The sequence below is a fragment of the Kitasatospora cathayae genome, from assembly GCF_027627435.1.
GTDB classification, from domain to species: domain Bacteria; phylum Actinomycetota; class Actinomycetes; order Streptomycetales; family Streptomycetaceae; genus Kitasatospora; species Kitasatospora cathayae.
Map to the genome: position 1 here is coordinate 3,552,627 of NZ_CP115450.1, position 25,035 is coordinate 3,577,661.

The 25,035-nt window shown below is 74.1% G+C and carries 18 protein-coding genes; 4 read left to right on the plus strand and 14 right to left on the minus strand.

From position 1 onward, the window contains the following. Positions 1-66 precede the first annotated feature (66 nt). Together O1G21_RS15610 and O1G21_RS15615 are read left to right on the plus strand one after the other, a co-directional pair. Positions 67-684: a dihydrofolate reductase family protein gene (locus O1G21_RS15610; protein WP_270144302.1), complete on the plus strand. Its 618-nt coding sequence runs from the start codon at positions 67-69 to the stop codon at positions 682-684. A gap of 358 nt (positions 685-1,042) precedes the next feature. After that, positions 1,043-2,476 (plus strand): ABC1 kinase family protein, encoded by a 1,434-nt coding sequence (locus O1G21_RS15615; protein ID WP_270144304.1) that lies wholly within the window; start codon positions 1,043-1,045, stop codon positions 2,474-2,476. Positions 2,477-2,612: 136 nt separating this feature from the next. On the opposite strand, the gene O1G21_RS41800 is transcribed toward O1G21_RS15615, so the two are convergent. From O1G21_RS41800 to O1G21_RS15635, 4 genes are all read right to left on the minus strand, one after another. Further along, positions 2,613-2,858 carry a hypothetical protein gene (locus tag O1G21_RS41800; RefSeq protein WP_270151012.1) on the minus strand — a complete coding sequence of 82 codons (246 nt, stop codon included), beginning with the start codon at positions 2,856-2,858 and terminating at the stop codon, positions 2,613-2,615. Positions 2,859-3,010: 152 nt separating this feature from the next. Next, on the minus strand, positions 3,011-3,379 hold the full coding sequence (locus O1G21_RS15625) for a WhiB family transcriptional regulator (protein ID WP_370863281.1): 369 nt from the start codon (positions 3,377-3,379) through the stop codon (positions 3,011-3,013). Positions 3,380-3,546: 167 nt separating this feature from the next. Next, positions 3,547-4,014: a hypothetical protein gene (locus O1G21_RS15630; protein ID WP_270144305.1), complete on the minus strand. Its 468-nt coding sequence runs from the start codon at positions 4,012-4,014 to the stop codon at positions 3,547-3,549. A 349-nt stretch (positions 4,015-4,363) separates the two neighbouring features. After that, positions 4,364-6,532, minus strand: a complete 2,169-nt coding sequence (locus tag O1G21_RS15635) for an ATP-dependent DNA helicase UvrD2 (protein ID WP_270151015.1) — start codon at positions 6,530-6,532, stop codon at positions 4,364-4,366. Positions 6,533-6,796: 264 nt separating this feature from the next. Between O1G21_RS15635 and O1G21_RS15640 the strand changes: the two genes are divergently transcribed. Beyond that, positions 6,797-7,054 (plus strand): mycoredoxin, encoded by a 258-nt coding sequence (locus O1G21_RS15640; protein ID WP_270144307.1) that lies wholly within the window; start codon positions 6,797-6,799, stop codon positions 7,052-7,054. 36 nt (positions 7,055-7,090) lie between these two features. On the opposite strand, the gene O1G21_RS15645 is transcribed toward O1G21_RS15640, so the two are convergent. From O1G21_RS15645 to O1G21_RS15670, 6 genes are all read right to left on the minus strand, one after another. Further along, positions 7,091-7,930: a GntR family transcriptional regulator gene (locus O1G21_RS15645; RefSeq protein ID WP_270144309.1), complete on the minus strand. Its 840-nt coding sequence runs from the start codon at positions 7,928-7,930 to the stop codon at positions 7,091-7,093. 242 nt (positions 7,931-8,172) lie between these two features. Next, positions 8,173-9,114 (minus strand): NAD(+) diphosphatase, encoded by a 942-nt coding sequence (nudC, locus tag O1G21_RS15650; protein WP_270144311.1) that lies wholly within the window; start codon positions 9,112-9,114, stop codon positions 8,173-8,175. Positions 9,115-9,208: 94 nt separating this feature from the next. Continuing rightward, a complete protein-coding gene (locus O1G21_RS15655; RefSeq protein ID WP_270144313.1) occupies positions 9,209-10,612 on the minus strand; it encodes a dipeptidase in 1,404 nt (467 codons plus the stop codon). Between the two features lie 146 nt (positions 10,613-10,758). Then, on the minus strand, positions 10,759-13,614 hold the full coding sequence (locus tag O1G21_RS15660; protein WP_270144315.1) for an FtsX-like permease family protein: 2,856 nt from the start codon (positions 13,612-13,614) through the stop codon (positions 10,759-10,761). Next, positions 13,611-14,375, minus strand: coding sequence for an ABC transporter ATP-binding protein (locus tag O1G21_RS15665; RefSeq protein WP_270144316.1), 765 nt, complete (start codon positions 14,373-14,375; stop codon positions 13,611-13,613). Before O1G21_RS15665 ends, O1G21_RS15660 begins: the two co-directional genes overlap by 4 nt. Positions 14,376-14,453: 78 nt before the next feature. Continuing rightward, entirely contained in the window at positions 14,454-15,086 is a 633-nt protein-coding gene (locus O1G21_RS15670) for a PadR family transcriptional regulator (RefSeq protein WP_270144318.1), read from the minus strand. A 66-nt stretch (positions 15,087-15,152) separates the two neighbouring features. On the opposite strand from O1G21_RS15670, the gene O1G21_RS15675 reads away from it, so the two are divergent. Continuing rightward, positions 15,153-16,124 carry an endonuclease/exonuclease/phosphatase family protein gene (locus O1G21_RS15675; RefSeq protein WP_270144320.1) on the plus strand — a complete coding sequence of 324 codons (972 nt, stop codon included), beginning with the start codon at positions 15,153-15,155 and terminating at the stop codon, positions 16,122-16,124. A 28-nt stretch (positions 16,125-16,152) separates the two neighbouring features. On the opposite strand, the gene O1G21_RS15680 is transcribed toward O1G21_RS15675, so the two are convergent. The 4 genes from O1G21_RS15680 to O1G21_RS15695 form a co-directional block, all read right to left on the minus strand. Further along, a complete protein-coding gene (locus O1G21_RS15680; protein WP_270144322.1) occupies positions 16,153-17,340 on the minus strand; it encodes a PP2C family protein-serine/threonine phosphatase in 1,188 nt (395 codons plus the stop codon). Positions 17,341-17,534: 194 nt separating this feature from the next. Next, positions 17,535-20,744: an ATP-dependent DNA helicase gene (locus O1G21_RS15685; RefSeq protein ID WP_270144324.1), complete on the minus strand. Its 3,210-nt coding sequence runs from the start codon at positions 20,742-20,744 to the stop codon at positions 17,535-17,537. Between the two features lie 306 nt (positions 20,745-21,050). Next, positions 21,051-24,419, minus strand: a complete 3,369-nt coding sequence (locus tag O1G21_RS15690) for an ATP-dependent helicase (protein WP_270144325.1) — start codon at positions 24,417-24,419, stop codon at positions 21,051-21,053. Positions 24,420-24,615: 196 nt separating this feature from the next. Continuing rightward, positions 24,616-24,993, minus strand: a complete 378-nt coding sequence (locus O1G21_RS15695) for an MGMT family protein (RefSeq protein WP_270144327.1) — start codon at positions 24,991-24,993, stop codon at positions 24,616-24,618. Positions 24,994-25,035: the final 42 nt, after the last annotated feature.

Sequence of the window (25,035 nt, forward strand, 5' to 3'; positions counted from 1 at the left end):
AATGAGTCTCCACCGGTCCCCCGGTCTCCATTGGACAACCCGAACAAGCCACCAGAGGAGCACCCCATGCGCATCGTGATCAGCGAGTTCATCAGCCTCGACGGCGTCGTACAGGCCCCCGGCGCCCCGCAGGAGGACACCGACGGAGGCTTCGCCCACGGTGGTTGGTCCCACCGGTTCTTCGACCCGGAGACCCTCGGCCCGTTCATCAACGAGGCGATGAGCACCGCCGACGCCCTGCTCTTCGGCCGCCGCACCTGGCAGACCATGGCCGCCGCCTGGCCCGACCGGGCCGGCGACCCGCTCGCCGACCAAATGAACTCGATCAAGAAGTACGTCGTCTCCGACACCCTCGACGAGGCCGACCTCACCTGGGCGAACAGCACCCTCGTCCCCGGCACCGCGGCCGTCGAGTGGGTCCGGCAGCGGCGCGAGGCCGCCGGCGGCGACCTGCTGATCATGGGCAGCCCGACCCTCGTCCGCACCCTCCTGAGCGAGGACCTGGTGGACGAGCTCCGGCTCATGGTGATGCCCGTGCTCCTCGGCGGCGGCAAGTCGCTCTTCCCGACCGACGGCGTGCGGCGCACGCTCGAGCTGGCCTCCACCGCGATCGCCAAGACCGGTGTCCACGCGGCCACTTACCGCCGCGCCGTCGAAGCCGACGCCCCTGGCACCACCGCATGACGCCCGACCCCGCCTGCGCAGGAAGTCGACCCCGCCGACTTCCTGCGCAGGCCGCCCAGAACACCGAGCCTCACCCTGCCTCCCCGCGGCAGACGCCGCGGCGCCGCCCCGCCCGCACCGGCGACCTACCGCAACACCGAGCCCCCCGCCCGCCCCCAGAGTCCTCCCCGGCCCGCCTCACCCTGCGTCCTCCCCGCCGACGGCGCCCGCCGGATCAAGCCGCCCAACTCCCCGCAAAGGGAAGTCACCGCCCGCCGGGCCGCGTGAAATACCGGCGGACGCACTCCGGGAAGCGGGCACAATGGCCTAGTGATGGTGGGCCGTCCGGTGTCGGGGGGCCAGGGGATTGGAGGCCCGGGTGAGCGATCTTCCGCGCAAGGCAGTGACCCGCACGGCACGGCTCGCCGCCCTGCCGCTGGGGATAGCCGGCCGCGCCACGCTCGGACTGGGCAGGCGCATCGGCGGCCGCTCCGCCGAGGTGGTGACGGCCGAGCTCCAGCAGGCCACCGCGGACCAGCTGTTCAAGGTCCTGGGGGAGCTCAAGGGCGGGGCGATGAAGTTCGGGCAGGTGCTGTCCGTCTTCGAGGCCGCGCTGCCCGAGGAGGTCGCCGGACCGTACCGGGCCGCGCTCACCAAGCTGCAGGACGCCGCTCCCCCGATGCCCGCCGCCAAGGTGCACACCGCGCTGGCCCAGCGGCTCGGGGACGGGTGGCGCGAGCTGTTCCTGGAGTTCGACGACCGCCCGGCGGCGGCCGCCTCGATCGGCCAGGTGCACCGGGCGGTCTGGCACGACGGCAGACAGGTCGCGGTCAAGGTGCAGTACCCGGGCGCGGGTGACGCACTGCTCGCCGACCTCTCCCAGCTGAGCCGGGTGGCCTGGCTGCTCGGCCCGCTGATCCCCGGGCTGGACATCAAGCCGCTGATCACCGAACTGCGCGAGCGCGTCTCGGAGGAGCTGGACTACGAGCTGGAGGCGCAGGCCCAGCGTCGGCACGCCGAGGAGTTCGCGGGCGACCCGGACATCGTGGTGCCGGTCGTCGTGGCGCAGGCCGACCAGGTGCTGGTCACCGAGTGGATGGACGGCACCCCGCTGGCCGAGGTGATCGCGAACGGCACCCAGGAGGAGCGTGACCGCGCCGGGCAGCTGCTGGCCCGGTTCCTGTTCGCCGGCCCGTCCCGGACCGGCCTGCTGCACGCGGACCCGCACCCGGGCAACTTCCGGCTGTTGAAGGACGACGGACCGGTCGGCGGCTGGCGCCTGGGTGTGCTGGACTTCGGCACGGTGGACCGGCTGCCGGGCGGGCTGCCCGCGCCGATCGGGGCCTCGCTGCGGATGGCGTTGGACGGGGACGCGGCGGGCGTGCTGAAGATGCTGCGCGAGGAGGGCTTCGTGAAGCCCTCGGTCCAGCTGGACCCGGACGCGGTGCTGGACTACCTGCTGCCGATCATCGAGCCGGCCGCGGTGGACAGCTTCCACTTCACCCGGGCCTGGATGCGAGCCCAGGCGGCCCGGATCGCCGACCCGCGCTCGCCCGCCTACAACCTGGGCAAACAGCTGAACCTGCCGCCCGCGTACCTGCTGATCCACCGGGTGACGCTGAGCACCATCGGGGTGCTGTGCCAGCTGGGCGCCAAGGCACCTTTCCGCGCCGAGATGCTGGAGTGGCTGCCCGAGTTCTCCAATCGGCCGCGCACGACACCGGTCAAGCCGGTCAAGGCCGCAAACGCGGCCAAGCCCACGCAACGCACCCCGGCAACGGCCAGGAAGGCCACCAAGCCCGCCCGCCCCTGAAGGACGGCGGCAAGGACGACGGCAAGGGCGACCGCAAAGGCGACGACTCCCGACCACAACGGCCGCAGGCCGCTCCCCGCGAACGGGGGGCGGCCTGCGGCACGACGGGGGTCAGTCGGATCAGCGGCGGTCGCGCCTACATCAGCGCGACGGCGAGCGCCTTGCGGGCCCGCATGGAGGCCCGCTCGGCCCGCTGCCGGAGCTTGCGGGCCCGGACGACCCGGCTGACGAGGCGTTGCTCCTCGGCCTCCTGGAGCCTGTCTTGCATATGGGCACGGGCCAGGGATTCATGCAGAAGTTGCATCTCGAGAGTCCTGTTCTGGATCTGAAGTTCGGTGGTCTGCTCGGCGCGGACGGTGGGATCGATGGCGGCGGGGGTCATGTGGTGGTCCTGCTCGTGGTGCGTGCTCGGGAATGGGCGGGTGCTGGCCGCTGAGTCGGCCTTGGCGGCGGCGATCCGTACGGACCGGCGGAGGGCGGTGTCCAGCGGGGGCTGCTCTCCCCGGCGGACGGCCCTGACGTGGTCGGCGGGGTTCACGCCATGACCTCGGTCTTGCGCGGACGGCCACGCGGCCGCTTGCGGGCCACGACGACGCCCTGGACGAACAGCTCGCCGCCCCAGACGCCCCACGGCTCGCGGCGCTCGAGGGCGCCGGCCAGGCAGGCCTCCTTCACCGGGCAGGTGCCGCAGAGGGACTTCGCGTACTCGACGTCGGCGGGCGTCTCGGCGAAGAAGACCTCGGGGTCGAAGGCGCGGCAGGGGATGGGGAGACCGAGCGCCTCGGCCTGCTCGATCGAGTTGAGCTGCATGAACGGAACCTCCGGGGGGTCGGCCTGGTCGGCCTTGGTGATCTGGCTTGTCGGCGGTACGGACGGGATGGGCGGCGTGATGACCGTGGACACTGTTGGCGTCTTCCTCGTCTTCTCAGTGGTTCCGGCCCAGTGGACTGGTGGTCTGGGCCGGAGGCCCCGGGGGGCCTGGGTGGTCTTGCGTACCGGACAAAACAGAAGGGCCGCGGATCCCGGTGTGACGGGTTCCGCGGCCCTGGAGGCGCCGACCTGAGGCTGACTCAGGTTCGTTCTCTCCAGGGTTCAGGCCCGCGGAAGGCCCGCATCCGGATGGCCTTGGCGCCGATGAAGGCGGCCGCGGCCTGGTTGATCTGCTGCTCGTTCTGCTTCTGGGCGTTTCCGGCACCGATGACCTGCGCATAGCCGCCATGCATGGCGGCGGCTACGGCCGCCTTCGGTGCCTGGGTCGGTCGCTCATCGCACTCGGGACGCGAAAAGCCGACCGACGCCCAGTCACGGGACAGACCGGTCTCGACAACGGTGCCTTCGACACTCCTGCCGCCCGTGAGGCAAAGATCAGTGTGTCCAAGACCACTGACAACGGAGGCAACGGAGGCGACGGAGACACCGGTGGCGTCGAGACCCAGACCGGTTCCACCGAGCTCGGCGAGCGCCCGCAGACGGGCGGCACGCAGGGAGGCAGCGACAACGGTCTGGCCAGTCATTTTGGTGATCATGATGTTTCCCACTGTCTTCGCCTCCTCTCGGCGTCTCGCGGAGCCTGGTTCCCCTGGCTCCGAATGTTCGGATGTCTGTCTCGGTAAAGCTGTGGGGCGAGGGGAATCGGCACAGGTTTCACCCCGTGCGACCGCGTCCCCTTGACCGCTCCGGCAGGCTATTGCGCTCCCGGTATGCCGCGCAAACTATTTTTCACGCGAGTTCACGCGACGCCATCGACGGCACGATCCGCGCGGTGTTCCGCGGCAGTCCGCGCGGCGTTCCGCAGCGGTCGCCGCGACGTCCCGCGGCGCTCGCCACGACCGTCCGCGGCGGTTGCGAAGTCCCCCGAGCAGTCCCCTGGACCGCGCCCGCGCCGGCTCACGCCGGATCGACCGGACCGTCGTCCTCGACGCCGTCCGGATCCTCCTCGGGCTCCTCCCCCGCGCACAAAGAGAGCACGGCAGCCCCGTACTTGTCCAGCTTCATGGCGCCGACCCCCGAGATCAGGGCCAGTTCCCGGTGGCCGGCGGGCACGTCCTCGGCGATCGCCATCAGCGTCGCGTCGGTGAACACCACGTACGCCGGGACGCCCTGCCCCTTCGCCACCCGGGACCGCCACTCGCGCAGCCGCTCGTACAGCGCCTCGTCCATCGTGGACGGGCAGTCCTCGCAGCGGCGCAGCTTGCGTTCGACGGCGTCGGTGAGCGGCTTGTCGCAGACCCGGCACTTGACCGGGCCGCGGACCCGCCGGGCGGCCGAGCGCTCGCCGGGTTCGACGCTCCCCCGCCCGCCGCGCGCGCCGGTGCGTGCGCCCGGGGCGGTGGAGCCGGGGCGCAGCCCGTCCATGAAGCGGCTGGGCTTGCGGGAGGCGCGGCCGCCCGGGGAGCGGGAGAGGGCCCAGGAGAGGCTGAGGTGTTTGCGGGCGCGGGTGACGCCGACGTAGAGGAGGCGGCGTTCCTCCTCGATCTGTTCGTCGGTCTTGGCGTAGATGATCGGCAGGGTGCCCTCGGTGAGGCCGACGAGGAAGACGGCGTCCCATTCGAGGCCCTTGGCGGCGTGCAGGGAGGCGAGGGTGACGCCTTCGACGGCGGGGGCGTGCTGGGCGGCGGCGCGGGCGTCGAGTTCGGCGACGTACGCGGCGAGGTCGGTGGTCAGGCCGTCGGCGGTGCGGGTGCGCTCGAACTCCTCGGCGAGGCGGACGAGGGCGGCGAGGGATTCCCAGCGGTCGCGGACGGCACCGGAGCCGGCGGGCGGTTCGGGGGTGAAGCCGCGGCTGGCGAGGACGGCGCGGACCTGGCCGGCGAGGTCGGGGGCGCCGGCGGTGAGCGGGTCGGCGGCGGCGCGGGCGGCGCCGCGCAGCAGGACGCCGGCGTCGCGGACCTCGGGACGTTCGAAGAACCGTTCGGCGCCCTTGAGCTGGTAGGGGACGCCGAGGTCGGCGAGGGCCTGTTCGTAGACCTCGGACTGGCCGTTGGTGCGGAACAGGACGGCGATCTCGCTGGCGCGCACGCCGGTGGCGAGCAGGTCCTTGATCCGGCGGGCGGTGGTCTCGGCCTCGGTGGGTTCGTCGTCGTACTCGGTGTAGACGGGTTCGGGGCCGGCCTCGCGCTGGGAGACGAGTTCGAGGCGGTGGCGGGCGGCCTCGCCGCGGGCCTGGGCGAGCAGTCCGTTGGCGAGGTGGACGACCTGGGGGGTGGAGCGGTAGTCGCGGACGAGTTTGACGACGGTCGCCTCGGGGTGGCGGCTGCGGAAGTTCAGCAGGTAGTCGGGGGTGGCACCGGTGAAGGAGTAGATGGTCTGGCTGGCGTCGCCGACGACGCAGAGGCTGGCGCCGCCGCCGGGGCCGGTCCACTGGTCGAGGAGGCGTTGCTGGAGCGGGGAGACGTCCTGGTACTCGTCGACGGTGAAGTGCCGGTACTGGTTGCGGACCTGGTCGGCGATGTCGGGGCGGTCCTCGAGGATGGCGGCGGTGAGCAGCAGGACGTCCTCGAAGTCGATGCTGCCGCGGCGGGTCTTGGTCTCCTCGTAGACGCGGTAGACCTGGGCGGTCTCGGCGGGGTCGCGGGGGGCTTCGCGGCCGGACTTGGCGACGGCGGCGGGGTAGTCCTCGGGGGCGGTCTGGGTGACCTTGGCCCATTCGATCTCGGCGGTGAGGTCTCGCAGTTCGGTGCGCTGGACGCGCAGTCCGCAGCGGCCGGCGGCTTCGGCGACGAGCTGGACCTTGCGTTCGAGGAGCTGGGGCACCGGGCCGCCGACGGCGCGGGGCCAGAAGTACTGGAGCTGGCGCAGGGCGGCGGCGTGGAAGGTGCGGGCCTGGACGCCGTCGGCGCCGAGCTGGCGCAGTCGGCCGCGCATCTCGCCGGCGGCGCGGGCGGTGAAGGTGACGGCGAGGACCTGCGCGGGTTGGTAGACGCCGCTGCGCACGCCGTAGGCGATGCGGTGGGTGATGGCGCGGGTCTTGCCGGTGCCGGCGCCGGCGAGGACGCAGACGGGTCCGTGCAGGGCGGTGGCGACGGCGCGCTGTTCGGGGTCGAGCCCGGCGAGCACGGCGTCGGGGCCCGTGGCGGCGCCGGGGTCGGCCCAGGGGGAGCCGTGGGGGCCGTCGTACGGGCTGCCGCTCAAGAGGTCTTCCTGCATGCGTTCCATCCTCTCAGCCCGGTGGGACAACGGGGGCGGGGTTGTCCACAGGCCCGGTGTGATCGCAGGATGATCGCTGCGCATGTCCCGGGTGCGGTGGCCGGAATGCCCGCCGTCCGGTGGACGTTGCGGGTGTGAGACCGTACGAACCCCTCTTTCGAAGGAGCCCCCTCGATGTCCGGCAGCGTGACGATGTACAGCACGACCTGGTGTGGGTACTGCAACCGGCTCAAGAGCCAGCTGGACCGTGAAGGCATCGGTTACACCGAGATCAACATCGAGGAGGACCCGGCGTCGGCGGCCTTCGTGGAGTCGGTGAACGACGGCAACCAGACGGTGCCGACGGTGCTGGTCGAGCCGGTGGGCGGCGGCGAGCGGGTCGTGATGACGAACCCGAGCCTGATCCAGGTCAAGAAGGCCCTGGCCGCCTGACCGGGCGTCGGGAGGTCCGCCCGGGGGCGGCGCGCGTCACGGCGCGTCGGCCCGGGCGGGGTCGACGGGGGTGGCGGGGGCGGGCAGGGTGGTGCGCGCGCCGAGGTCGCCGATGCCGTAGACGAGCCGGCTGCGGTCGGCCGAGTAGCGGGTCTCGATGACCCGGACGGGGCCGCGCCGGTCGTAGGTGACGCGGGTCTGGACCATGAGCGGGACGCCGGGGCCGCCCTGGAACCACTGGGCTTCCTCGGGGCCGGGCATCCGGGCGACGAGGTGGTCGACGGCGCCGATCTCGGTGCGGCCGAGGGCGGCGAGGACGGCTTCGTCGCCGCCCTCGACGGGGTCGGGTTCCATCAGCGGGGTGCCGGCGGCGAGCCCGGCCCGGTAGTGGCTCTCCTCGATGGAGTACGGCTCGCGGTCGAGCAGGCGCAGCTGGCGGCGGACGACGATGGCCTCGCCGGGGCGCAGTCCGAGGCGTTCGGCGATGTCGACGCGGGCCCGGACGATCATCATCTCGAAGTCGGTGCTGAGTTCGCGCCCGGCTTCGGCGGCTTCGCCGAGGTAGACGGCGGAGGGTGCGGCGAGGCAGTCGCGGGGCGCGGGGGGCAGGGTGGGTCCGTAGGCGCGGTGGTCGAGCACGGGGTGTTCGCGCAGGTAGGTGCCCTTGCCCTGGAGGCGGACGAGGCGGCCTTCGTTGACCAGGACGTCGACGGCGAGCCGGACGGTGTTGCGGGCGACGCCGTACTGGCGTTCCAGTTCGCTCTCGACCGGCAGGGCGGCGTCGGCGGTGAACTCGCCCTCGGCGATCCGGCGGCGCAGGTCGGCGGCGAGGCGCTGGTATTTGGGGGATTGGGCGGTGCCCCGGGGAATTGTCACCCGAGTGAATGTAGCGAGCGCGGTGACGCGGTTTCAGCCGTTTCCGGCAATGTCGTCCGCGCGGGTTGACGGCGGGGACGCTGGAGCGCCCGACGGTAGCAGAACTGGCCCGTCCGGCCACGAACAGCCGGTCGTGGCGGATTCGGGAAGGGTTGGGAAAGGAAATCGGGGGCGCGCGGCATAAGCCACGCGCCCCCCATGGGCGCGGAAGTGCACGGCAGCGCCCGGGATTTCGTACCGGATTACCAGCGCGCCGCCGCGGGCAGCGGTTCGCCGTACCAGAGTTCGACCAGGTGACGGGCGATCGAGATGCCGGAGGGCGGCAGGATCTCGCCGGCCTCCATCCCGGCGCGCAGCTCCTCGCGGGAGAACCAGCGCGCCTCGGCCAGTTCCTCGCCGTCCACGGTGATCTCGGTGCCGCCGGGCAGGGCCCTGCCCATGAAGCCGAGCATCAGGCTGGACGGGAACGGCCAGGGCTGGCTGGCGACGTAGCGGACCTCGCCGACCCGCACCCCCGCCTCCTCCTGGACCTCGCGGGCCACCGCCTGCTCGATGGACTCCCCCGGCTCGACGAAGCCGGCCAGCGTGGACCAGCGGCCCTCCGGCCACAACGCCTGGCGGCCGAGCAGGCAGCGGTCCTGCTCGTCGGTGATCACCATGATCACCGCCGGGTCGGTGCGCGGGTAGTGCTCGGCCGCGCAGGAGGTGCAGCGCCGCACGTGCCCGGCGCCGGCCTTCTCGGTCGGGTGGCCGCAGCGCGAGCAGAAGCTGTGCAGCCGGTGCCAGTGCTCCAGGGCGACGGCGTGCACCAGCAGGCCGGCGTCGCGGTCGGACAGCAGCGCGCCGACCTCGCGCAGCCCGGCCGGGCGGGCGTCGCCGTCCAGTCGGCCGGGCAGGCTCTCGCCGGCCAGCGCGAAGTAGGAGACGCCGTCCTCGTCGGTGCCGAGGAAGTAGCGGTCCCCGGTCTGCGGCGCCTCGAAGGAGGGCAGCAGGACGAGTTCGGTGCCCTGCGCGGTGTCGACGACGAAGGCCTCGCCGCCGGCGATCGGCAGCACCCGGGTGGTGGGGTGGCTCCAGGCGGCCGCCAGCCAGGGCTCGTCGAACCGGTGCTCGGCGGCCCGGTCCACCCCTGCCCTGGCCAGGGCCAGGGCCAGCGGGCGCTCGGTCTCAGGCACGGTGCTCACTTCGTTCCATCCCCACGTGGTGAATCATCCGGATGAGTGATCTGACTGCGATGGTGCGCGAACGGGCTCTCATACGGGCCTGCAGCGAGCGAGCTCACGCGCCGGGCCGGAAGTTCTCGGCCAGGTCGCCCCACAGGTAGGCGGCGGTCTCGACGCCCTTGGCCAGCAGGTCCAGCTCGACCTTCTCGTTGACCGAGTGCCAGCCGTCCGAGGGCACCGAGATGCCGAGGAACAGCACCGGCGCGCCCAGCACGTCCTGCAGGTCGGCCGCGGGGCCCGAGCCGCCCTCGCGGGTGAAGAGGATCTTCTGCCCGAAGGCGCGGCCCATGGCGCGGACGGTGGACTGCAGCGCCGGGTGGTCGAGCGGGGTCAGGCAGGGCCGGGTCGCGCCCGGGAAGACCAGCTCGTACCGGATGCCCTCGGGCACCCGCTCGGCGACCCAGGCCCGGACCGCCTCGCGGACCTTCTCCACCTCCATGCCGGCGACCAGCCGGAAGGACAGCTTGAGGTGGGCCGAGGACGGCACGATGGTCTTGCCGCCGGGGCCGGTGTAGCCGCCCCAGATGCCGTTGACCTCGGCGGTCGGGCGGGCCCAGACCCGCTCCAGGGTGGTGTACCCGGCCTCGCCGCGGGTGCCGTACGACTTGGCGACGCGCAGCCACTGCGCCTCGTCGAAGGGCAGTTCGGCGAACAGCTCGCGCTCGCGCTCGGTCAGTTCCACGATCCCGTCGTAGAAGCCCGGGATCGCGACCCTGCGGTCGTCGTCGTGCAGGGCGGCGGCCAGTTCCGCCGCGACCTGGGCCGGGTTGGGGACGGCGCCGCCGAAGGAGCCGGAGTGGATGTCGGTGTCCGGCCCGTACAGGTCGAGCTGGGCGTCCGCGAGGCCGCGCATGCCGGTGCACACGGTCGGGGTGGTCTCGGACCACATGCCGGTGTCGGAGATGACCACCACGTCGGCGGCCAGCCGCTCGGCCTCGCGCCGGACCAGGCCGGCGAAGTGCGGCGAGCCGGACTCCTCCTCGCCCTCGATCAGCAGCTTGAGGTTGACGGCCGGCGCGCTGCGGCCGGTGGCGGCCAGGTGGGCGCGCACGCCCAGGGTGTGGAAGAACACCTGGCCCTTGTCGTCGGCCGCGCCGCGCGCGTACAGCCGCTCGCCGATCACGGTCGGGGTGAACGGCTCGGTGTCCCAACCGTCCTCCTTGGCGGCGGGCTGCACGTCGTGGTGCCCGTAGACCAGGACGGTCGGCGCGGACGGGTCCCCGGACGGCCACTCGGCGAACACCGCCGGCAGCCCGTCGGTCTCCCACACCTCGGCGACCGGGAAGCCGGTCCCGCTCAGCTTCGCGGCCAGCCACTCGGCGGAGCGGCGCACGTCGCCGGCGCGCTCGGGGTCGGCGGAGACCGAGGGGATGGCCAGCCACTCGGAGAGGTCGGCGAGGAAGGCGTCCTGGTGCTGGTCGATGTAGGAGCGGACGGCGCTGTCCGGAGTTCTCGTCATACCGACGACTGTAGTTCGCCCGTGTGGGTGCCAGCCCCGGCCCTCCGGGTGCCGGACCCCGTCGGGGCTGTAACCTCCGTCACCCCCGCCGCGACGGTCGCGCGGACGGGGGCGACGGACCAGGCCATCGGACCGGGCCGCCGGCCTCAGCCCGTGCGGCGCAGCAGCGAGATCCGCGAGCGGGTGAGCAGCGCGGCCAGGCCCGCCGCGAGCAGCGGCAGCACCACGACGGTGGCGCCGATGGTGGGCCAGGGCAGGACCACGGACGACCTGTCGGCGAGTTCCTCGGGGCTGATGCCGGGGTAGTCGGCCGCGAGGCCCTGGACCTTGCGCAGGGCGACGGCCGGCAGCACGCCGCAGACGGCGCCGAGCAGGGTGCCCATGGCGGCGATCACTCCGCACTGGAAGCCGGACAGCGAGCGCCGGATGCGGGGTTCGGCGCCGACCGCGGCGAGGGTGGTCAGGTCGCGCTGGGAGTCGGCGGCGGCCAGTCCGGTGGCGATGCCGGCCGCGCCGAGGGCGACGAGGGCGGCGAAGCCGGCCAGGCCGAGGCCGATGAGTCCGGCCTTGGACTGGTAGCCGCGCTCGATCTCGAGGACGGTGTGGTCGGTGAGCTTGGCGAGGGCGCCGTCGGCCTTCTGCTGGTCGCCGTCGGAGGGCGCGGCCTGGGGCAGCCAGACCGAGCCGGCGGGCCTGGTGGTGAAGCCGAGCCGGGTGGCCGCGTCCGGGGTGAGCACGATCTGGCCGGGGGCCGGCAGCGCGGCGGGGGCGAGGACGGCGTCGATGGCGGTCTCGGTGGTCCTGGGCTTGGTGGGCGTGCCGTCGGTGGCCGTGGTCACCGGCTCGCTGTAGCGCAGGACGACCTTGCCGTCCTTGTAGTAGCGCGGGTCGAAGACCACGGCCTTGCCGGCGATGAGGGCCTGGCCGGCGGCCGGGTCGGTGACGCCGTACAGGTTGCGCAGCAGCGTGGCGTCGCCGGCCGTGACGGAGCCGTAGTGGCTGCCGCGGCGGTCGTGGACCTGGCAGCGCGGGTCGGTGCTCATCACCTGCTTGATCTCGTCGGGTCCGGCCGGGGAGTCGCGGTCGAAGACCGGGCAGCGCCGTTCCTTGGGCGGCATGACCTGGATGTAGCCGCAGGAGTCGCCGTTCTGGCAGTCGCCCTTGTAATCGACCTGGGAGACGTCGGCGCGCGGGCCGAGGGCGGGGATGCTGCGTTCCACGCTGTCGCGCATCTGCGGCAGCAGTTTGGTCTCGGTGGCGTTGCCGTAGCCGGTGCCGAGCATGACGGCGCCGGAGGGGCCGGCGGCGACGTACTCGCGGCGGTACTGGTCGTCGTAGCTGGCGAGGTAGACGTTGACGGCGACGGAGCCGGCGACGGCGGCCATCACGGCGGCGACGGCGGGCGCGGTGCGGCCGCGGTGGCGGACGGAGTCGCGCAGGGCGAGCCGGGGGCCGAGCGAGAGCCAGCGGCCGAGCTTGCCGAACAGGCCGACCAGGTACGGGGTGAGGGCGACCATGCCGAGTTCGGCGAGGAGCGAGCCGCCGAGGACGGCGAGGGTGCGGCTGGAGAAGCCGCTGGTCGCTCCGACCAGGGCGAGGGCGGCGCCGGCGAGGAGCATCAGCAGGCCGAGCAGGGCGAGTTTGCGGCTCGGGGGCTTGAGCGAGTCGCGGCCGGTGAGGGCGGATACGACGTCCTGGCGGGAGGCCTGGACGGCGGGCACGATGGCGGCGAGCAGTCCGGTGACGAGGCCGACCAGGAGCACGGCGAGCAGGTCGAGCGGCTGGAGGTTGAAGTGGCCGAAGCGGGCGCCGGAGTAGTCCTCGGCCCGGGTGCGCAGCAGGGCGACCAGGCCGACGCCGAGGCCGAGTCCGATGGCGGCGCCGGTGAGGCCGAGGACGATGCCGCCGCCGAGGACGACCGCGCGGACGTTGGCGCGGTCACCGCCCGCGGCGGCGAGCAGGCCGAGCTGGCGCCGGGAGCGGCGGGCCCCGACGGCGAAGGCGGGGCCGGCGAGGAGGACGATCTCCAGCAGGGCCATGCCGACGACGGTGGCGAGGATGACGACGGCGGTGCGGTCGAGGAGCGCGGTGCCGCTGGCGCGGGTGATCCGGTCCATTTCGACGTAGTAGGGGACGTCGGCGCGGGCCGGCGGGTCGAGCATGACGGTGCGGGAGGCCAGGACGAAGCCGTAGCCGTTGAGTTCGGTGACCTTGGCCCAGTCGAGGGTGGCGCCGGCGGGGAGCTTGACCAGCCAGCGGGTGGCGGAGGCGGCGTCGTGGCCGGTGGTCTCGGGGAGCTTTCCGATCAGGGTGCCGGGGCGGGCGATGAGTTCGGTGCCCTTGAGGTCGCCGGGGTGCTCGACGACCGCGGTGATGGTGAAGGGGCTGGCTTCCAGGCCGCGGACGGTGGTGCGGTCGCCGATCCTGAGGCCGGAGCGGTTGAGGAACGCCCTTGTGACGGCGACCTGTCGGTCGTCGACGGGGGCGCTGCCCTCGACCAGGTCGATCCGGCCGTGCCAGATGGGGTCGGTGAGGTCGGCTTCGCTGGTGCGGGTGGTGAGCAGGCCCTCGGTGCTGCTGGCCGCGGTGTCCGGGCCCTGGCTCTCGGGCACCAGGGTGCTGCCGGGTGGCAGCAACTGCTGGGCGAGTCGGGCGGGTTCGGTGTCGCGGGAGCGCTGCTGGGCGGGGGTGTACTGGGGGGCGGCGCCGTCCTTGACCTCGTACTTGGGGTTGAGGACCAGGTACGACTGGTCGCTCGGGTCGGGGGCCTGTTTGACGGAGCCGCCGCGTTCGACCATCTCCAGTTGGCCGTCGGCCCGGCCCATGGTCCGGACGACCTTCTCGGCGGGTTCGAGGGTGGCGCTGCGGAAGAACACGTCGGCGCCGGTGACGCCGAGGACGGGCAGCGCCACCATGGCGATCACCAGGGCGCTGCGGCCCTTGGCGCGCAGGGCGTCGCGGCGGGCGATGCGCAGGGCGAGCCGCCAGGCGCCGGGCTTCACTCGTCCCCCTGCTTGCTGTTGGCGGCGGCGCTGACGAGCAGGCTGGCGGCGTCCTGGCTGACGGATTCGTCGACCATGCGGCCGTCGCGCAGGAAGACGACCCGGTCGGCCCAGGCGGCGTGCCGGGCTTCGTGGGTGACCATCATGGCGGCGGCGCCGGCGTCGCAGCGGGCGCGCAGGACTGCGAGGACGGCTTCGCCGGTGGTGGAGTCGAGGGCGCCGGTGGGTTCGTCGGCGAGGACGAGGCGGCGGTCGCCGATCAGGGCGCGGGCGATGGCGACGCGCTGCTGCTGGCCGCCGGACATGTCGTCGGGGAAGCGGTCGGCGAGTTCGGGGATGCCGAGTTCCTCCAGGGCGGCGAGGGCCTCGCGGCGGGCGGCGCGGGCGGACAGGCCGTCGAGTTCGCGCGGCAGCGAGATGTTCTCGGCGGCGGTGAGGGCCGGTATCAGGTTGTAGTCCTGGAAGACGTAGCCGACGGAGCGGCGGCGGACCTGGGCGAGCTTCTTGCGGGTGAGGGTGCCGAGGGCGACGCCTTCGACCAGGACCTGGCCGGTGGTCGGGGTGTCGAGGCCGCCGGCGAGGGTGAGCAGGGTCGACTTGCCGGAGCCGGAGGGGCCCATGACGGCGACGAACTCGCCGGGGTGGACCTTGAGGTCGACGCCGCGCAGGGCCTGGACCTCGGCGGCGCCCTGGCCGTGGACGCGGGTGACGTCCTCCAGGTGCAGCACCGGCGCCTGCCGGGACTGGTCGGTGTGGGACACGGTTCCCCCCTTGTACTGGGTACGGGCCAGGCGTTCGGGGCGCCGGCCGTGTGGATCGGGTGGCGGGGCCTCGGGGGCCTAGGCGCGGGTGCGGCGGCCGAGCCGGCCGGGCTTCTTGGCGGCGCCGTCGCGGGCGGCCTCGGCGGCGCGGGTCTGCTGGAGTTCGGCCTGCTGGGCGAGCCGGGTCTCGCAGTGGTCGAGCCAGCGGATCTCGGCTTCGGTCTGGAAGATGAGCTGGTCGAGGACGAGCAGCCAGGCGAGTTCGTTGCTCTCGGAGGGCACGGTGCCGGGTCTCGTCTCGCCGGCCAGGGCGCGGCCCTTGAGCCGGGTGTAGTCCTGCAGTGCCTTGATGCTGTGCCGGCGCTGGCCCTGGACGACGGCGGAGACGTCCACCCCCGGGACGGTCACCGCCATCGCGAGCTTGATCGCCAGTTCGTCGCGCGGCGGGTTGGTCCGGGGCACCGGGGTGTCGAACCAGGCCCGCAGTTCGGCGCGGCCGGCGTCGGTGACGGCGTAGAACTGGTGCCCTTCCTCGTCCTCCCCGGCGGCCTCGACCAGGCCGTCGCGCTCCAGCCGGGACAGTGTGGTGTAGACCTGACCGACGTTGAGCGGCCAGGTGGCGCCGGTGCGCGCCTCGAATTCGGTGCGCAGCTGGTAGCCGTAGCGGGGGCCCTGGTCGAGGAGGGCGAGCAGACCGTGGCGGATGGACATACTCAGTATGTATACCCGGTATGCCCTACGGCCTCAAGCCGCGCCCCTCGGGTACCGTCGTGCGGTGTGAGCCAGTTGCGCATCGCCACCTTCAACCTGTTGCACGGTCAGCCGCTCGCCCCGGACGGCGCGCCGCGGCCCTACCCGGTGGACGCGGGCGCGCCGCTGGCCGAGGCGATCGCCGCGCTGGACGCCGACGTCCTGGCGCTGCAGGAGGTGGACCGGCACCAGGTGCGCTCGGGCGGCACGGACCAGGCGGCGGTGGCGGCCGCGGCGATGGGCGCGGGCGACTGGCGCTTCGCCGCCGCGCTGCACGGGCGCCCGGCGCCGGTGGCGGGCTGGGTGCCGGAGCCGTCCGGGCCGAACGGGTTGCGGGTGTACGGGCCGGGCGAGGTCGGCGACGGTGCCGTGCCCTCGTACGGGACGGCGCTGCTGACCAGGCTGCCGGTGCGGCACTGGCGGGCCCGGCGCTTCGCCCCGGCCCCGTTCGGGCTGCCGCTGCGGGTGGCCGGGCGGCGGGGGCTGACCCCGGTGCCGGACGAGCCGCGGGCGGCGCTGGCGGCGGTGCTGGAGGGTGAGCGCGGACCGTTCACCGTGGTGGCCGCGCACCTGTCCTTCGTGCCGGGCTGGAACATGGCGCAGCTGGCCGGGATCCGGAGCTGGATCGCCGACCTGCCGCAGCCGTACCTGGTGCTGGGGGACTTCAACCTGGTCGGTGCGGTGCCGCGCACGGTGCTCGGCGGGGCGATGGCGCTGGAGCGCACGGCGCCACGGGTGCGGGTGCGGGAGCTGCGGGCGGCCCGGCGGGCCCGGACGGCGGTGCCCGGGCCGCGCCGGCGGCGGCTGCGCGAGCCGCGGGCCCGGCTGCAGGGCTGGTACGACCTGGCGCGCACGCCGACGTACCCCTCGCACCGGCCGGCGGTGCAGTTCGACCACGTGCTGGCGGTGGGGGTGCCGCGCGCGGCGGTGGGCCCGGCGGCGGCGCCGCGCGCCGTGGTGTCGGACCACCGGCCGCTGCTGGTGCGGGTGTCGCTGTGAGGCGGTGAGGCTGTGACGCGGTGAGGCGTCAGCGGGTGTTCGTCAGGACGCCGGTCTGCTGGGGCAGGTGGGCGACGGCGGGCGGGGCCGGGTCGTACTGCAGGAGCAGCATGGCCGCGTCGTCGCCGAGTTGGCGGCCGACGTGGCGCACCACATCCTCGTGCAGGCGCCGCAGCACGTCGGCGGGGCGGCCGTCGGCGCAGCGCGGGAAGCGTTCGGCGAGCGGGTAGAAGACGCCGGAACGGTCGCGGGCCTCGATCATCCCGTCGGTGTACAGCAGCATCCGGTCGCCGCCGTCCAGCGGGACCCGGTGCACCGGGGGGTGGACGTCGGCCGGGTCGAGGACGCCCAGCGGCGGTACGGTGTCGGCGAGTTCGAGCGGGCGGACCAGTCCGCCGCGCAGCAGCAGCGGCGCGGGGTGGCCGCAGTTGACGAGTTCGGCGGTGCCGTCGGGGCGCACCCCGATCAGTACGAGGGTGACGAACTCCTCCTCCACTCCGGGGTGGTCGTTCTCGTGCAGGGCTCGGTCGAGGCTGACGGCCAGCCATCCGGCGACCCGGTCGAGGGCGGGCTCCTGGTGGGCGGCCTCGCGGAAGGCGCCGAGGACGGCGGCGGCGGTCTCGACCGCGCCGAGGCCCTTGCCGCGCACGTCGCCGACCACGGCCCGCACGCCGTGCCGGGTGTTGACGACCTCGTACAGGTCGCCGCCGATGCGGGCGTGGGCGGCGGCCGCCTCGTAGTGGACGGCGGCGCGCACGCTGCCGACCCTTTCCGGGACGGGCCGCAGCAGCACCCGGCGGGCGATCGAGGCGACCAGCTGGGCGTCGGCCAGGGCGCGTTCCTGGCGCAGTCTCAGGGTGGCGCTGACCCAGCCGATCGTGGCGACCAGCAGGATCGCGATGACGCTGGCGGCGTGCACGGACTCGCCGAGCGCGTCGCTGCGGAAGGCCATCAGGAAGGCCGCCGCCTCGGTGCACAGGCCGATGGCGAGCGGGTACCAGGTGCGGCTGCTGACCACGGCGGCCAGCGCGGGTACGGCGGTGAGGGCGGGTTCGACCGTCACCTCGGTGCCGCTGAGGTAGTCGAGGACGACGATCAGCGCCATGCCGATGAGGGGCAGCGCGAGCGCCGTCCTCGGCCAGGTGCCGGTCGCGCCCGGAGCGGGTCCCGGGGTCGGCCCGGTGAACCGCTCTCTGATCCATCCGGTCGCGCTCAACTTCGGTCTCTCCAGCAGAAGACGCCGATGCCCGTGGGCACCTGCGGTGATGACTGAGGGTCAGGGAATGCGGGCCTCGCTGGCGGCCGGAGCACGGGGGTTGACCGGTTACCGACCCCACAATAGGCACGAAACGTGCACGACGCACAGGTTTCGGGCGCCGGCGCGATGACTTGGATGCGCTGCGTGACTCATTAGTCACTGTTCCCGATCAGGAGCCGTTCCAACTCTTTTCGGTCGGGAAGTCCTTCCGGACGCACGATCCGTCCGCTGCGGACGTACAGGAACGAAGCCGTGACCTGCTCGGGATCGACGCCCGCCTGCTCGGCCCAGGCGAGCCGGTAGACCGCGAGCTGCAGCGGGTCGGCGGTCTCCTCGCGGTGGGTCTTCCAGTCGACCACTTCGTAGCGTGACGCACCACCGGATTCCGTCACCCCGTCACCGTCCCGGTAGACCGCGTCGATCCGGCCGCGCACCACCCGCCCCGCGAGCACCAGTTGGAACGGCGCCTCGACCCGGTGGGGCCGGCGCTGGGCGTACGGGGTGCGCAGGAACGCCTCCTTGAGCCGCTCCAGGTCCTGCTCGTCCTCGATGCCGTCGTCGTCGGCGCCGGGCAGCGCGCCGGGTTCGATCAGCAGCAGCGGCTCGATCCGGGACTGCACCCAGGCGTGGAAGCGGGTGCCGCGCCGGGCGGCGGGCTGCGGGGGGCGCGGCATCGGGCGGGCCAGGTCGCGGGCGAAGCCGTCCGGGTCGGCGGCCAGCCGCAGCAGCTGGGTGGCGGACAGCGCGGGCGGCAGCGGCACCTCGCGGGCGGTGCGCCGGGAGCGCTCCAACTCGCCCAGCAGCGCGGTCAGGTCACGGTCCCAGGAGGCGACCTGGCGCTGGTCCTCGACGGCCATCGGCTCCGGATCCGAGGGCCCGGAGGCGAACGGGCGAGTCACGGCGATCCTGGCCCGCACCACCTCGGCGACCCGGCGGCGGGCCTGCTGGGCGGCCGGGTCCAGCGGCAGCGGCCAGGGGCGTTCGACGGCGGCGGCCAGCGCCGGGTTCACGGCGCCCTTCTCCGGCTGCTCGGCCCAGTGCTCGACCTCGCCGGCGCCCGGCTGCTCGCAGTGCGCGCGCAGCTGCTCCAGGAAGGCCGACGGGCCGCGGACGGTCTTCTGGCTGGGCCCCCACCAGTGCCCGGAGGCCAGCAGCAGGGACCGGGGGCGGGTGAACGCGACGTAGCCCAGGCGCAGTTCCTCGGTGCCGGAGTGCTCGGCCAGCTCCTTCTTGAACGCGGCCATCGACTTCGCGGTCCAGCCGCCGCGCACGTCGGGCAGGGTGGCGGCGTCGCCGCGCAGGGCGTGCGGGAGCACCCGCTTGGTGCTGGTCCAGCGCTCGCGCGCGGTGCCGGACGGGAACGCGCCCTTGACCAGGCCGGGGACGGCCACCACGTCCCACTCCAGGCCCTTGGACTTGTGCGCGGTGAGCACCTTCACGGTGTCCTCGCCGCCGGGCAGGCTGCTGTCCAGGCCGCGCTCGTACTCCTGGGCGGCGCGCAGGAAGCCGAGGAAGGCGGCCAGGCCCGGGTCGCCGTCCAGGTCGGCGAAGGAGGCGGCGACGTCCAGGAAGGCGTGCAGGGTCTCCCGCCGGCGGGCGGCCAGCGCCTGCGGGGAGGCGGCGAGTTCGACCTCCAGCCCGGTGACGGTCAGCACCCGGTGCAGCACGTCCATCAGCGGGTCGGCGAGCGAGCGGCGCAGTTCGCGCAGTTCGGCGGCGAGCCGGGCGAAGCGCACCCTGGCCTCGGCGGAGAACGGCAGGTCGTCCGGCTGGTCCGCGTCGAGGAAGGTCTCCACCGCGTCGGCCAGCGAGACCACCTCGGTCGGGTCGGCCTCGGCGACGGCCGCGGCCAGCGCCTCCACGCCCTCGGGCCGCTCGGTGCGCACCAGGTCGGCGGCCCGGCGGCCGAGCAGGGCGAGGTCGCGCGTGCCGATCCGCCAGCGCGGGCCGATCAGCAGGCGCACCAGGGCGGCGTTGGCGGTCGGGTCCTGCAGCACCTCGCAGACCGCCACCAGGTCGGCCACCTCGGGCAGTTGCAGCAGCCCGCCGAGGCCGACCACCTCGACCGGCACCTCGCGGGCGACCAGCGCGGCGTGGATGTCCGGGAAGGCCGCGCCCCCCCGGCACAGTACGGCGATCCGGCCGGGCGCGGTGCCGGTGCGCACCAGGTGGGCAATCGAGTCGGCGAGCCAGTCGACCTCCTCGGCGTGGGTGGGCAGCAGCGCGGCCCGCACGTAGCCGTCCTGTTCGGCGCCGGGGGCCGGGCGCAGCGCCTCGACGCCCTCGTGCACGGCGCGCAGCGGGGCGGCGAGTTCGTTGGCGAAGGCGAGCAGGCGCCCACCGCTGCGGCGGTTCTCGCTGAGCGCGTAGCGGTCGGCGGGGCGGCCGTCGGCCCGGGGGAAGTGCCGGGGGAAGTCGTCGAGGTTGGCTACGGAGGCGCCGCGCCAGCCGTAGATGGCCTGGCAGGGGTCGCCGACGGCGGTCACCGGGTGGCCGGCCCCGGCTCCGAAGAGGCCGGCCAGCATGAGGCGCTGGGCGACGGAGGTGTCCTGGTACTCGTCCAGCAGGACGACCTTGAACTGGCCGCGCAACAGGGCGCCGACCTCGGGGCGCTGCTGGGCGAGGCGGGCGGCGGCGGCTATCTGGTCGCCGAAGTCCATCAGTCCGGCGCTCTGCTTGCGGCGCCGGTAGTCCTCGACCAGGCGCAGCAGTTCCAGCCGGGCGCGGGCGGTGACGGGGACGGCCCGCAAGTCGTCGTTGCTGAGCTTGACGGTGGCGAGGGTGTCGAGCAGTTCCTCGTCGTACGCGCGCAGCGCGGCGGGTTCGACCAGGTGCTCGGCGAGTTCGCCGTCCAGGGCGGTCAGGTCGGCGACCAGGTTGGCGAAGGTGCCGGTCAGGGCGGGGAAGGGGCCGCGGGCGGTGCGCAGCACCTTGGCGGCGAGCTGGAAGCGGGTGGCGTCGGCGAGCAGCCGCACGTCCGGCTCGATGCCGATGCGCAGGCCGTGTTCCTTGAGCAGGCGGCCGGCGAAGGCGTGGTAGGTGGAGATCTCGGGTTCGCCGAGCGGTTCGGCGGCGTCCCGGTCGGCGACGCCGGCGCGCAGCAGGGCGGTGCGGACGCGTTCGGCGAGTTCGCCGGCGGCCTTGTTGGTGAAGGTGAGGCCGAGCACCTCGTCGGGGCGTACGGCGCCGGAGCCGACCAGCCAGACGACCCGGGCGGCCATCACGGTGGTCTTGCCGGAGCCGGCGCCGGCCACGATCACGGCGGGGGCGAGGGGGGCGCCGATGGCCGCCATCTGTTCCCGGTTGAACGGGATGCCCAGCAGCTCCTTGAGCTGGTCGGGATGGCTGAGCACGGCGGTCACCCCGCAACGTTAACGGGCGCAGCCGACACTCCGGGCGCCCGGCCGCCGTGACCCTGGCTACTCCCCGCCCCGAGCCGAAGGGGCGCGCCGGTGCCGAAAGGGAGGAGCAACAAGCGAGGAACGAGCGCCGGAGCGCCGACCGTCGGCACCGGGCCAGAGCGCCCCGGAGGCGAGCGGGTGAGTGGCCCCGCCCCGAGCCGAAGGGGCGCGCCGGTGCCGAAAGGGAGAAGCGAGGGAGCGACGCAGGAGCGAGGGAGCGCCGACCGTCGGCACCGGGTCAGAGCGCCCCGGAGGCGAGCGGGTGAGTCACAGCAGCTGCGCCCCGTCGCGCTGGGCGGAGCAGCTGCGGCGGAAGGCGCAGCGGTCGCAGCCGCCGCCGGTCTGCGGGACGAAGCGTTCGGCGAGGACCTTGCCGGCGGCTTCGGCGAGCAGGTTCTCGATCCACGGTTCGCCCTCGGGCGGCTCCTGCCGCTGCACCTTGGGGGTGTCCGGGGCGGCCTTGGCGGCGGCCTCGCGCAGGTGGACGAGTTCGGCGCCGCCGGTGGCCGGGGGCCGTTCGGTGAAGCCGGGCAGCTCGTTGAGGGCGCCGGCCCGCACGGCGAGCTGGTATACGGCGAGCTGCTTGTGGTCGGGCAGCGACTTGTCGGTGGGTATCTGCTTGCCGGTCTTGAAGTCGACCACGTAGGCGCGTCCGGCGTGGTCCTTCTCGACCCGGTCCATGGAGCCGCGGATGCGCACCGAGACGCCGCCGACGTCGAGGGTGACGTCGAAGCCGTGTTCGGTGGCGACGACGTCGCGGCCGCGTTCCAGGACGTGCCAGTTGAGGAAGCGTTCCAGGGCGGCGCGGGCCTCGGTCTTCTCCTGCTGGGACTTCCAGGGGGCGTCGAAGGCGAGGGCGTCCCAGACGGTGTCCAGGCGGGCCATGAGGACGGCGAGGTCGGCGGGGGTGCGGCCGGAGCCGACCTCGTCGGCGAGGGCGTGCACCACGTTGCCGAAGCCCTGGGCGGCGGTGCCGACGCCGCGGGCCCTGACCTCCTTGTCCAGGAACCACTGCAGCGAGCAGTTCTCCAACTGCTCCAGGCCGCTGCCGGACAGCCGGACCGGCGCGTCGGCGCTGCGCAGCGGTTCGGGAGCGGCGGTGGGGTCCTCCAGGCCCCACCAGCGGTCGGGGTGGGCGGCGGGCACCAGCGGCAGCCCGTCCTGGTCGGTGGCGGCGGCGAGGACGGCGAGGCGTTCGGCGGCGGCGCGGCGCAGTTCGGGCGAGCGGGCGGGGTCGACGGTGACGGCGCGCAGTTCGGCGACCAGGGCGGCCACCGACAGCGGGCGGCGCGGGCGGTGGGTGACGTCCTCGACGGTGACCGGCGGGGTGCGGCGCACCGTCTTGCCGGTGCGCGGGTCGACGTCCTCGCGGTAGAGCTCGCGCAGGAAGCGGGAGGGTTCGTCGCCGTCGTCGGCGGGTGCCTTGACGGCGGTGACGATCAGCCGTTCCTTGGCGCGGGTGGCGGCGACGTAGAAGAGGCGGCGTTCCTCGCCGAGCAGGGCGGCCGGGGAGAGCGGTTCGGCGAGGCCGTCGCGGCCGATCCGGTCGGCCTCCAGCAGGGAGCCGCGGCGGCGCAGGTCGGGCCAGAGGCCGTCCTGGACGCCGGCGACAACGACCAGGCGCCACTCCAGGCCCTTGGAGCGGTGGGCGGTCATCAGCCGGACCGCTTCGGGGCGGACGGTGCGGACGGTGAGGGTGTCGGCGGCGATGTCCTGGGCTTCGAGTTCGGCGAGCAGGTCGAGGGCGCCGCGGTGGCCGGTGACCTGTTCCTCGGCGCGGGCGGCGGTCTCGAACAGGGCGCACAGCGCGTCCAGGTCGCGATCGGCGTTGCGGCCGGCGGCGCCGCCGCGCAGGGCGGCCCGCTCGAGGCGTTCGCGCCAGCGGCGGCTGCCGTCCCACAGTTCCCAGAGCGCCTCCTCGGCGGTGCAGCCGCCGGCCAGCAGTTCGCGGACCTTGCGCAGCAGGGTGCCGAGGTCGCGGGCGCGGCGGGCGGTCGCCGGGTCGAGGGCGATCAGGCGTTCGGGTTCGGCGAGGGCCTCGCGGATCAGGTCGCCGGCCGGGCGCGGGGCGGCGGCGGGGCGGCCGTCGGCGCGCAGGGCGGCGCGTTCCTCCTCGCGCAGGGCCCGGCCGAGGCGCCGCAGGTCGGAGCCGTCGAGGCCGCCGAGCGGGCCGGTCAGCAGGGCGTGGGCCAGGTCGTTGGTGAGCGGGTCGGGGCTGTCCGGGTCGCCGTGCTTGTCGCGGGCGGCCTGCTCGGCGCAGACCCGCAGGGCGAGCAGCAGCTGGGCGACGGCGGGTTCCTCGCGCAGCGGCAGGTCGTCGCCGTCGATCTCCAGCGGGACGCCGGCCGCGCCGAGCGCCCGTCGCACACCGGGGATGGAGCGGGCGCCGGCCCGGACCAGGACGGCCATCTCACCCCAGGGCACGCCGTCCTCCAGGTGGGCGCGGCGCAGCAGGTCGGCGATCGAGTCGAGTTCGGCGCCGGGGGTGGGGTAGGTGTAGACCTCGACCCGGCCGCCTTCGCGGGAGGGCAGCAGGGCGCGGTGCTGGGCGAGTTTGTCGGCGGGCAGCCGGCCCATCGGCATCCGGCGGGCGAGTTCGCGGGAGGCGGCGAGCAGGACGGCGCCGGAGCGGCGGGAGACCCGCAGCACCTTGACCTCGGCGGGGCTGCCGTCGGCCTGCCGGAAGGCCTGGGGGAAGTCGAGGATGCCGTTGATGTCGGCGCCGCGGAAGGCGTAGATCGACTGGTCGGGGTCGCCGACGGCGACCAGGTCGCGTCCGCCGCCGGCGAGCTGGCGCAGCAGCCGGACCTGGGAGGGGTCGGTGTCCTGGTATTCGTCGACGAAGACGACCTGGTAGCGCTCGCGCAGGCGTTCGCCGACCTCGGGGCGTTCGGCGAGCAGGACGGCGCGGTGGACGAGTTCGGCGTAGTCGAGGACGCCGCGCAGGTCGAGCACGTCGAGGTAGTCGGCGAGGAAGCGCGCGGCGGCGGCCCAGTCGGGCCGCTGGACGCCCTGGGCGAAGCGCTCGAGTTCGGCCTCGCCGAGGCCGAGTTCGCGGCTGCGGGCGAGGACGGCACGGACTTCGTCGGCGAAGCCGCGGGTGGTCAGGCAGGCGCGCAGGTCGAGCGGCCACTGGATCCGGGTACCCGCGGCGGAGCCTCCCCCAGCCTCCGGCCGGGGGTGCCCCCAGATCGACTCCGTGTGCTTGGCGTCCTCGGCGCCGCCGGCCAGCAGTTCACGGACCATGACGTCCTGTTCGGGGCCGGAGAGCAGCCGCAGCGGTTCGGCGTAGTCCTGCGGGTCCTGGTGGGCGCGCAGCAGGGCGTAGCAGAAGGAGTGGAAGGTGGTGGCCTGCGGGGCCGCGGCGGAGCTGCCGAGCCGGCCGGACATCCGGTCGCGCAGTTCCATGGCGGCCTTGCGGCTGAAGGTGAGGACGAGGATCCGCTCGGGGTCGGTGCCGTCCTGGACCCGCCGGGCGACCGCCTCGACCAGGGTGGTGGTCTTGCCCGTGCCCGGGCCGGCGAGGACGAGCAGCGGGCCGCCGGTGTGCTCGACCACGGCGCGCTGGTACTCGTCCAGCACGGGCGGGTCGGGCTGGACGAGCGGGCTGCGCACGAGCCGGTAGGGGGAACTCACGCGCCCGCCTCGCTGCGCTCGGCAGGGGCGTTCGCCCACACGCGCCGTTCGATGGCTCGCTCATTGCGCTCGCTCACGCGCCGTTCGATGATTCGCTCGCTGCGCTCGCTCACGGACTTTCCTGGGTGGTGCGGAGGGGCATGGCCGGAGCGGGCCCGCCGGGGCCCGCCCGCATCGAGCCTACGATCCTGCCCCGTCAATCCGGCCGGTGCGCGGCGTTCGGTGAAATCTCCTGCCCGTCCCAGCGGGCCCGCCGCAGGTCGACCCGGGGCGGGTCGGCGAGTTCGCGCAGCGGGGTGCCCTCCTCGCTGTAGTGGGCGAGGGCGCGGTGTTCGTGCCCGGGCAGGAAGCGGCCGTCCGCGCGGATCACCCGCCACCAGGGCACCGCGCCGCCGTAGCGGGCCATCACCCTCCCGACCTGCCGGGGCCCGCCCTGGCCGAGGTACTCGGCGACGTCGCCGTAGGTCATCACCCGGCCGGGTGGAATCCGCTCGGTCAGGTCGAGCACCAGTTCGGCGAACGGCGGTAGGGCGTCCGGGACGCCGTCGTCTGTTACGTCCGTCACCTGCGGCATTCTTCCTTACAGGGACGCGTGCGCGGCCCCGTACGAACGATC

Bases quoted from the DNA above. Each gene is read 5' to 3' on its own strand.
- O1G21_RS15695 (WP_270144327.1), bottom strand. From the start codon at position 24,993: ATGCCGCAGGTGACGGACGTAACAGACGACGGCGTCCCGGACGCCCTA.
- O1G21_RS41800 (WP_270151012.1), bottom strand. From the start codon at position 2,858: ATGACCCCCGCCGCCATCGATCCCACCGTCCGCGCCGAGCAGACCACC.
- O1G21_RS15670 (WP_270144318.1), bottom strand. From the start codon at position 15,086: ATGTCCATCCGCCACGGTCTGCTCGCCCTCCTCGACCAGGGCCCCCGC.
- O1G21_RS15655 (WP_270144313.1), bottom strand. From the start codon at position 10,612: ATGACGAGAACTCCGGACAGCGCCGTCCGCTCCTACATCGACCAGCAC.
- O1G21_RS15610 (WP_270144302.1), top strand. From the start codon at position 67: ATGCGCATCGTGATCAGCGAGTTCATCAGCCTCGACGGCGTCGTACAG.
- O1G21_RS15640 (WP_270144307.1), top strand. From the start codon at position 6,797: ATGTCCGGCAGCGTGACGATGTACAGCACGACCTGGTGTGGGTACTGC.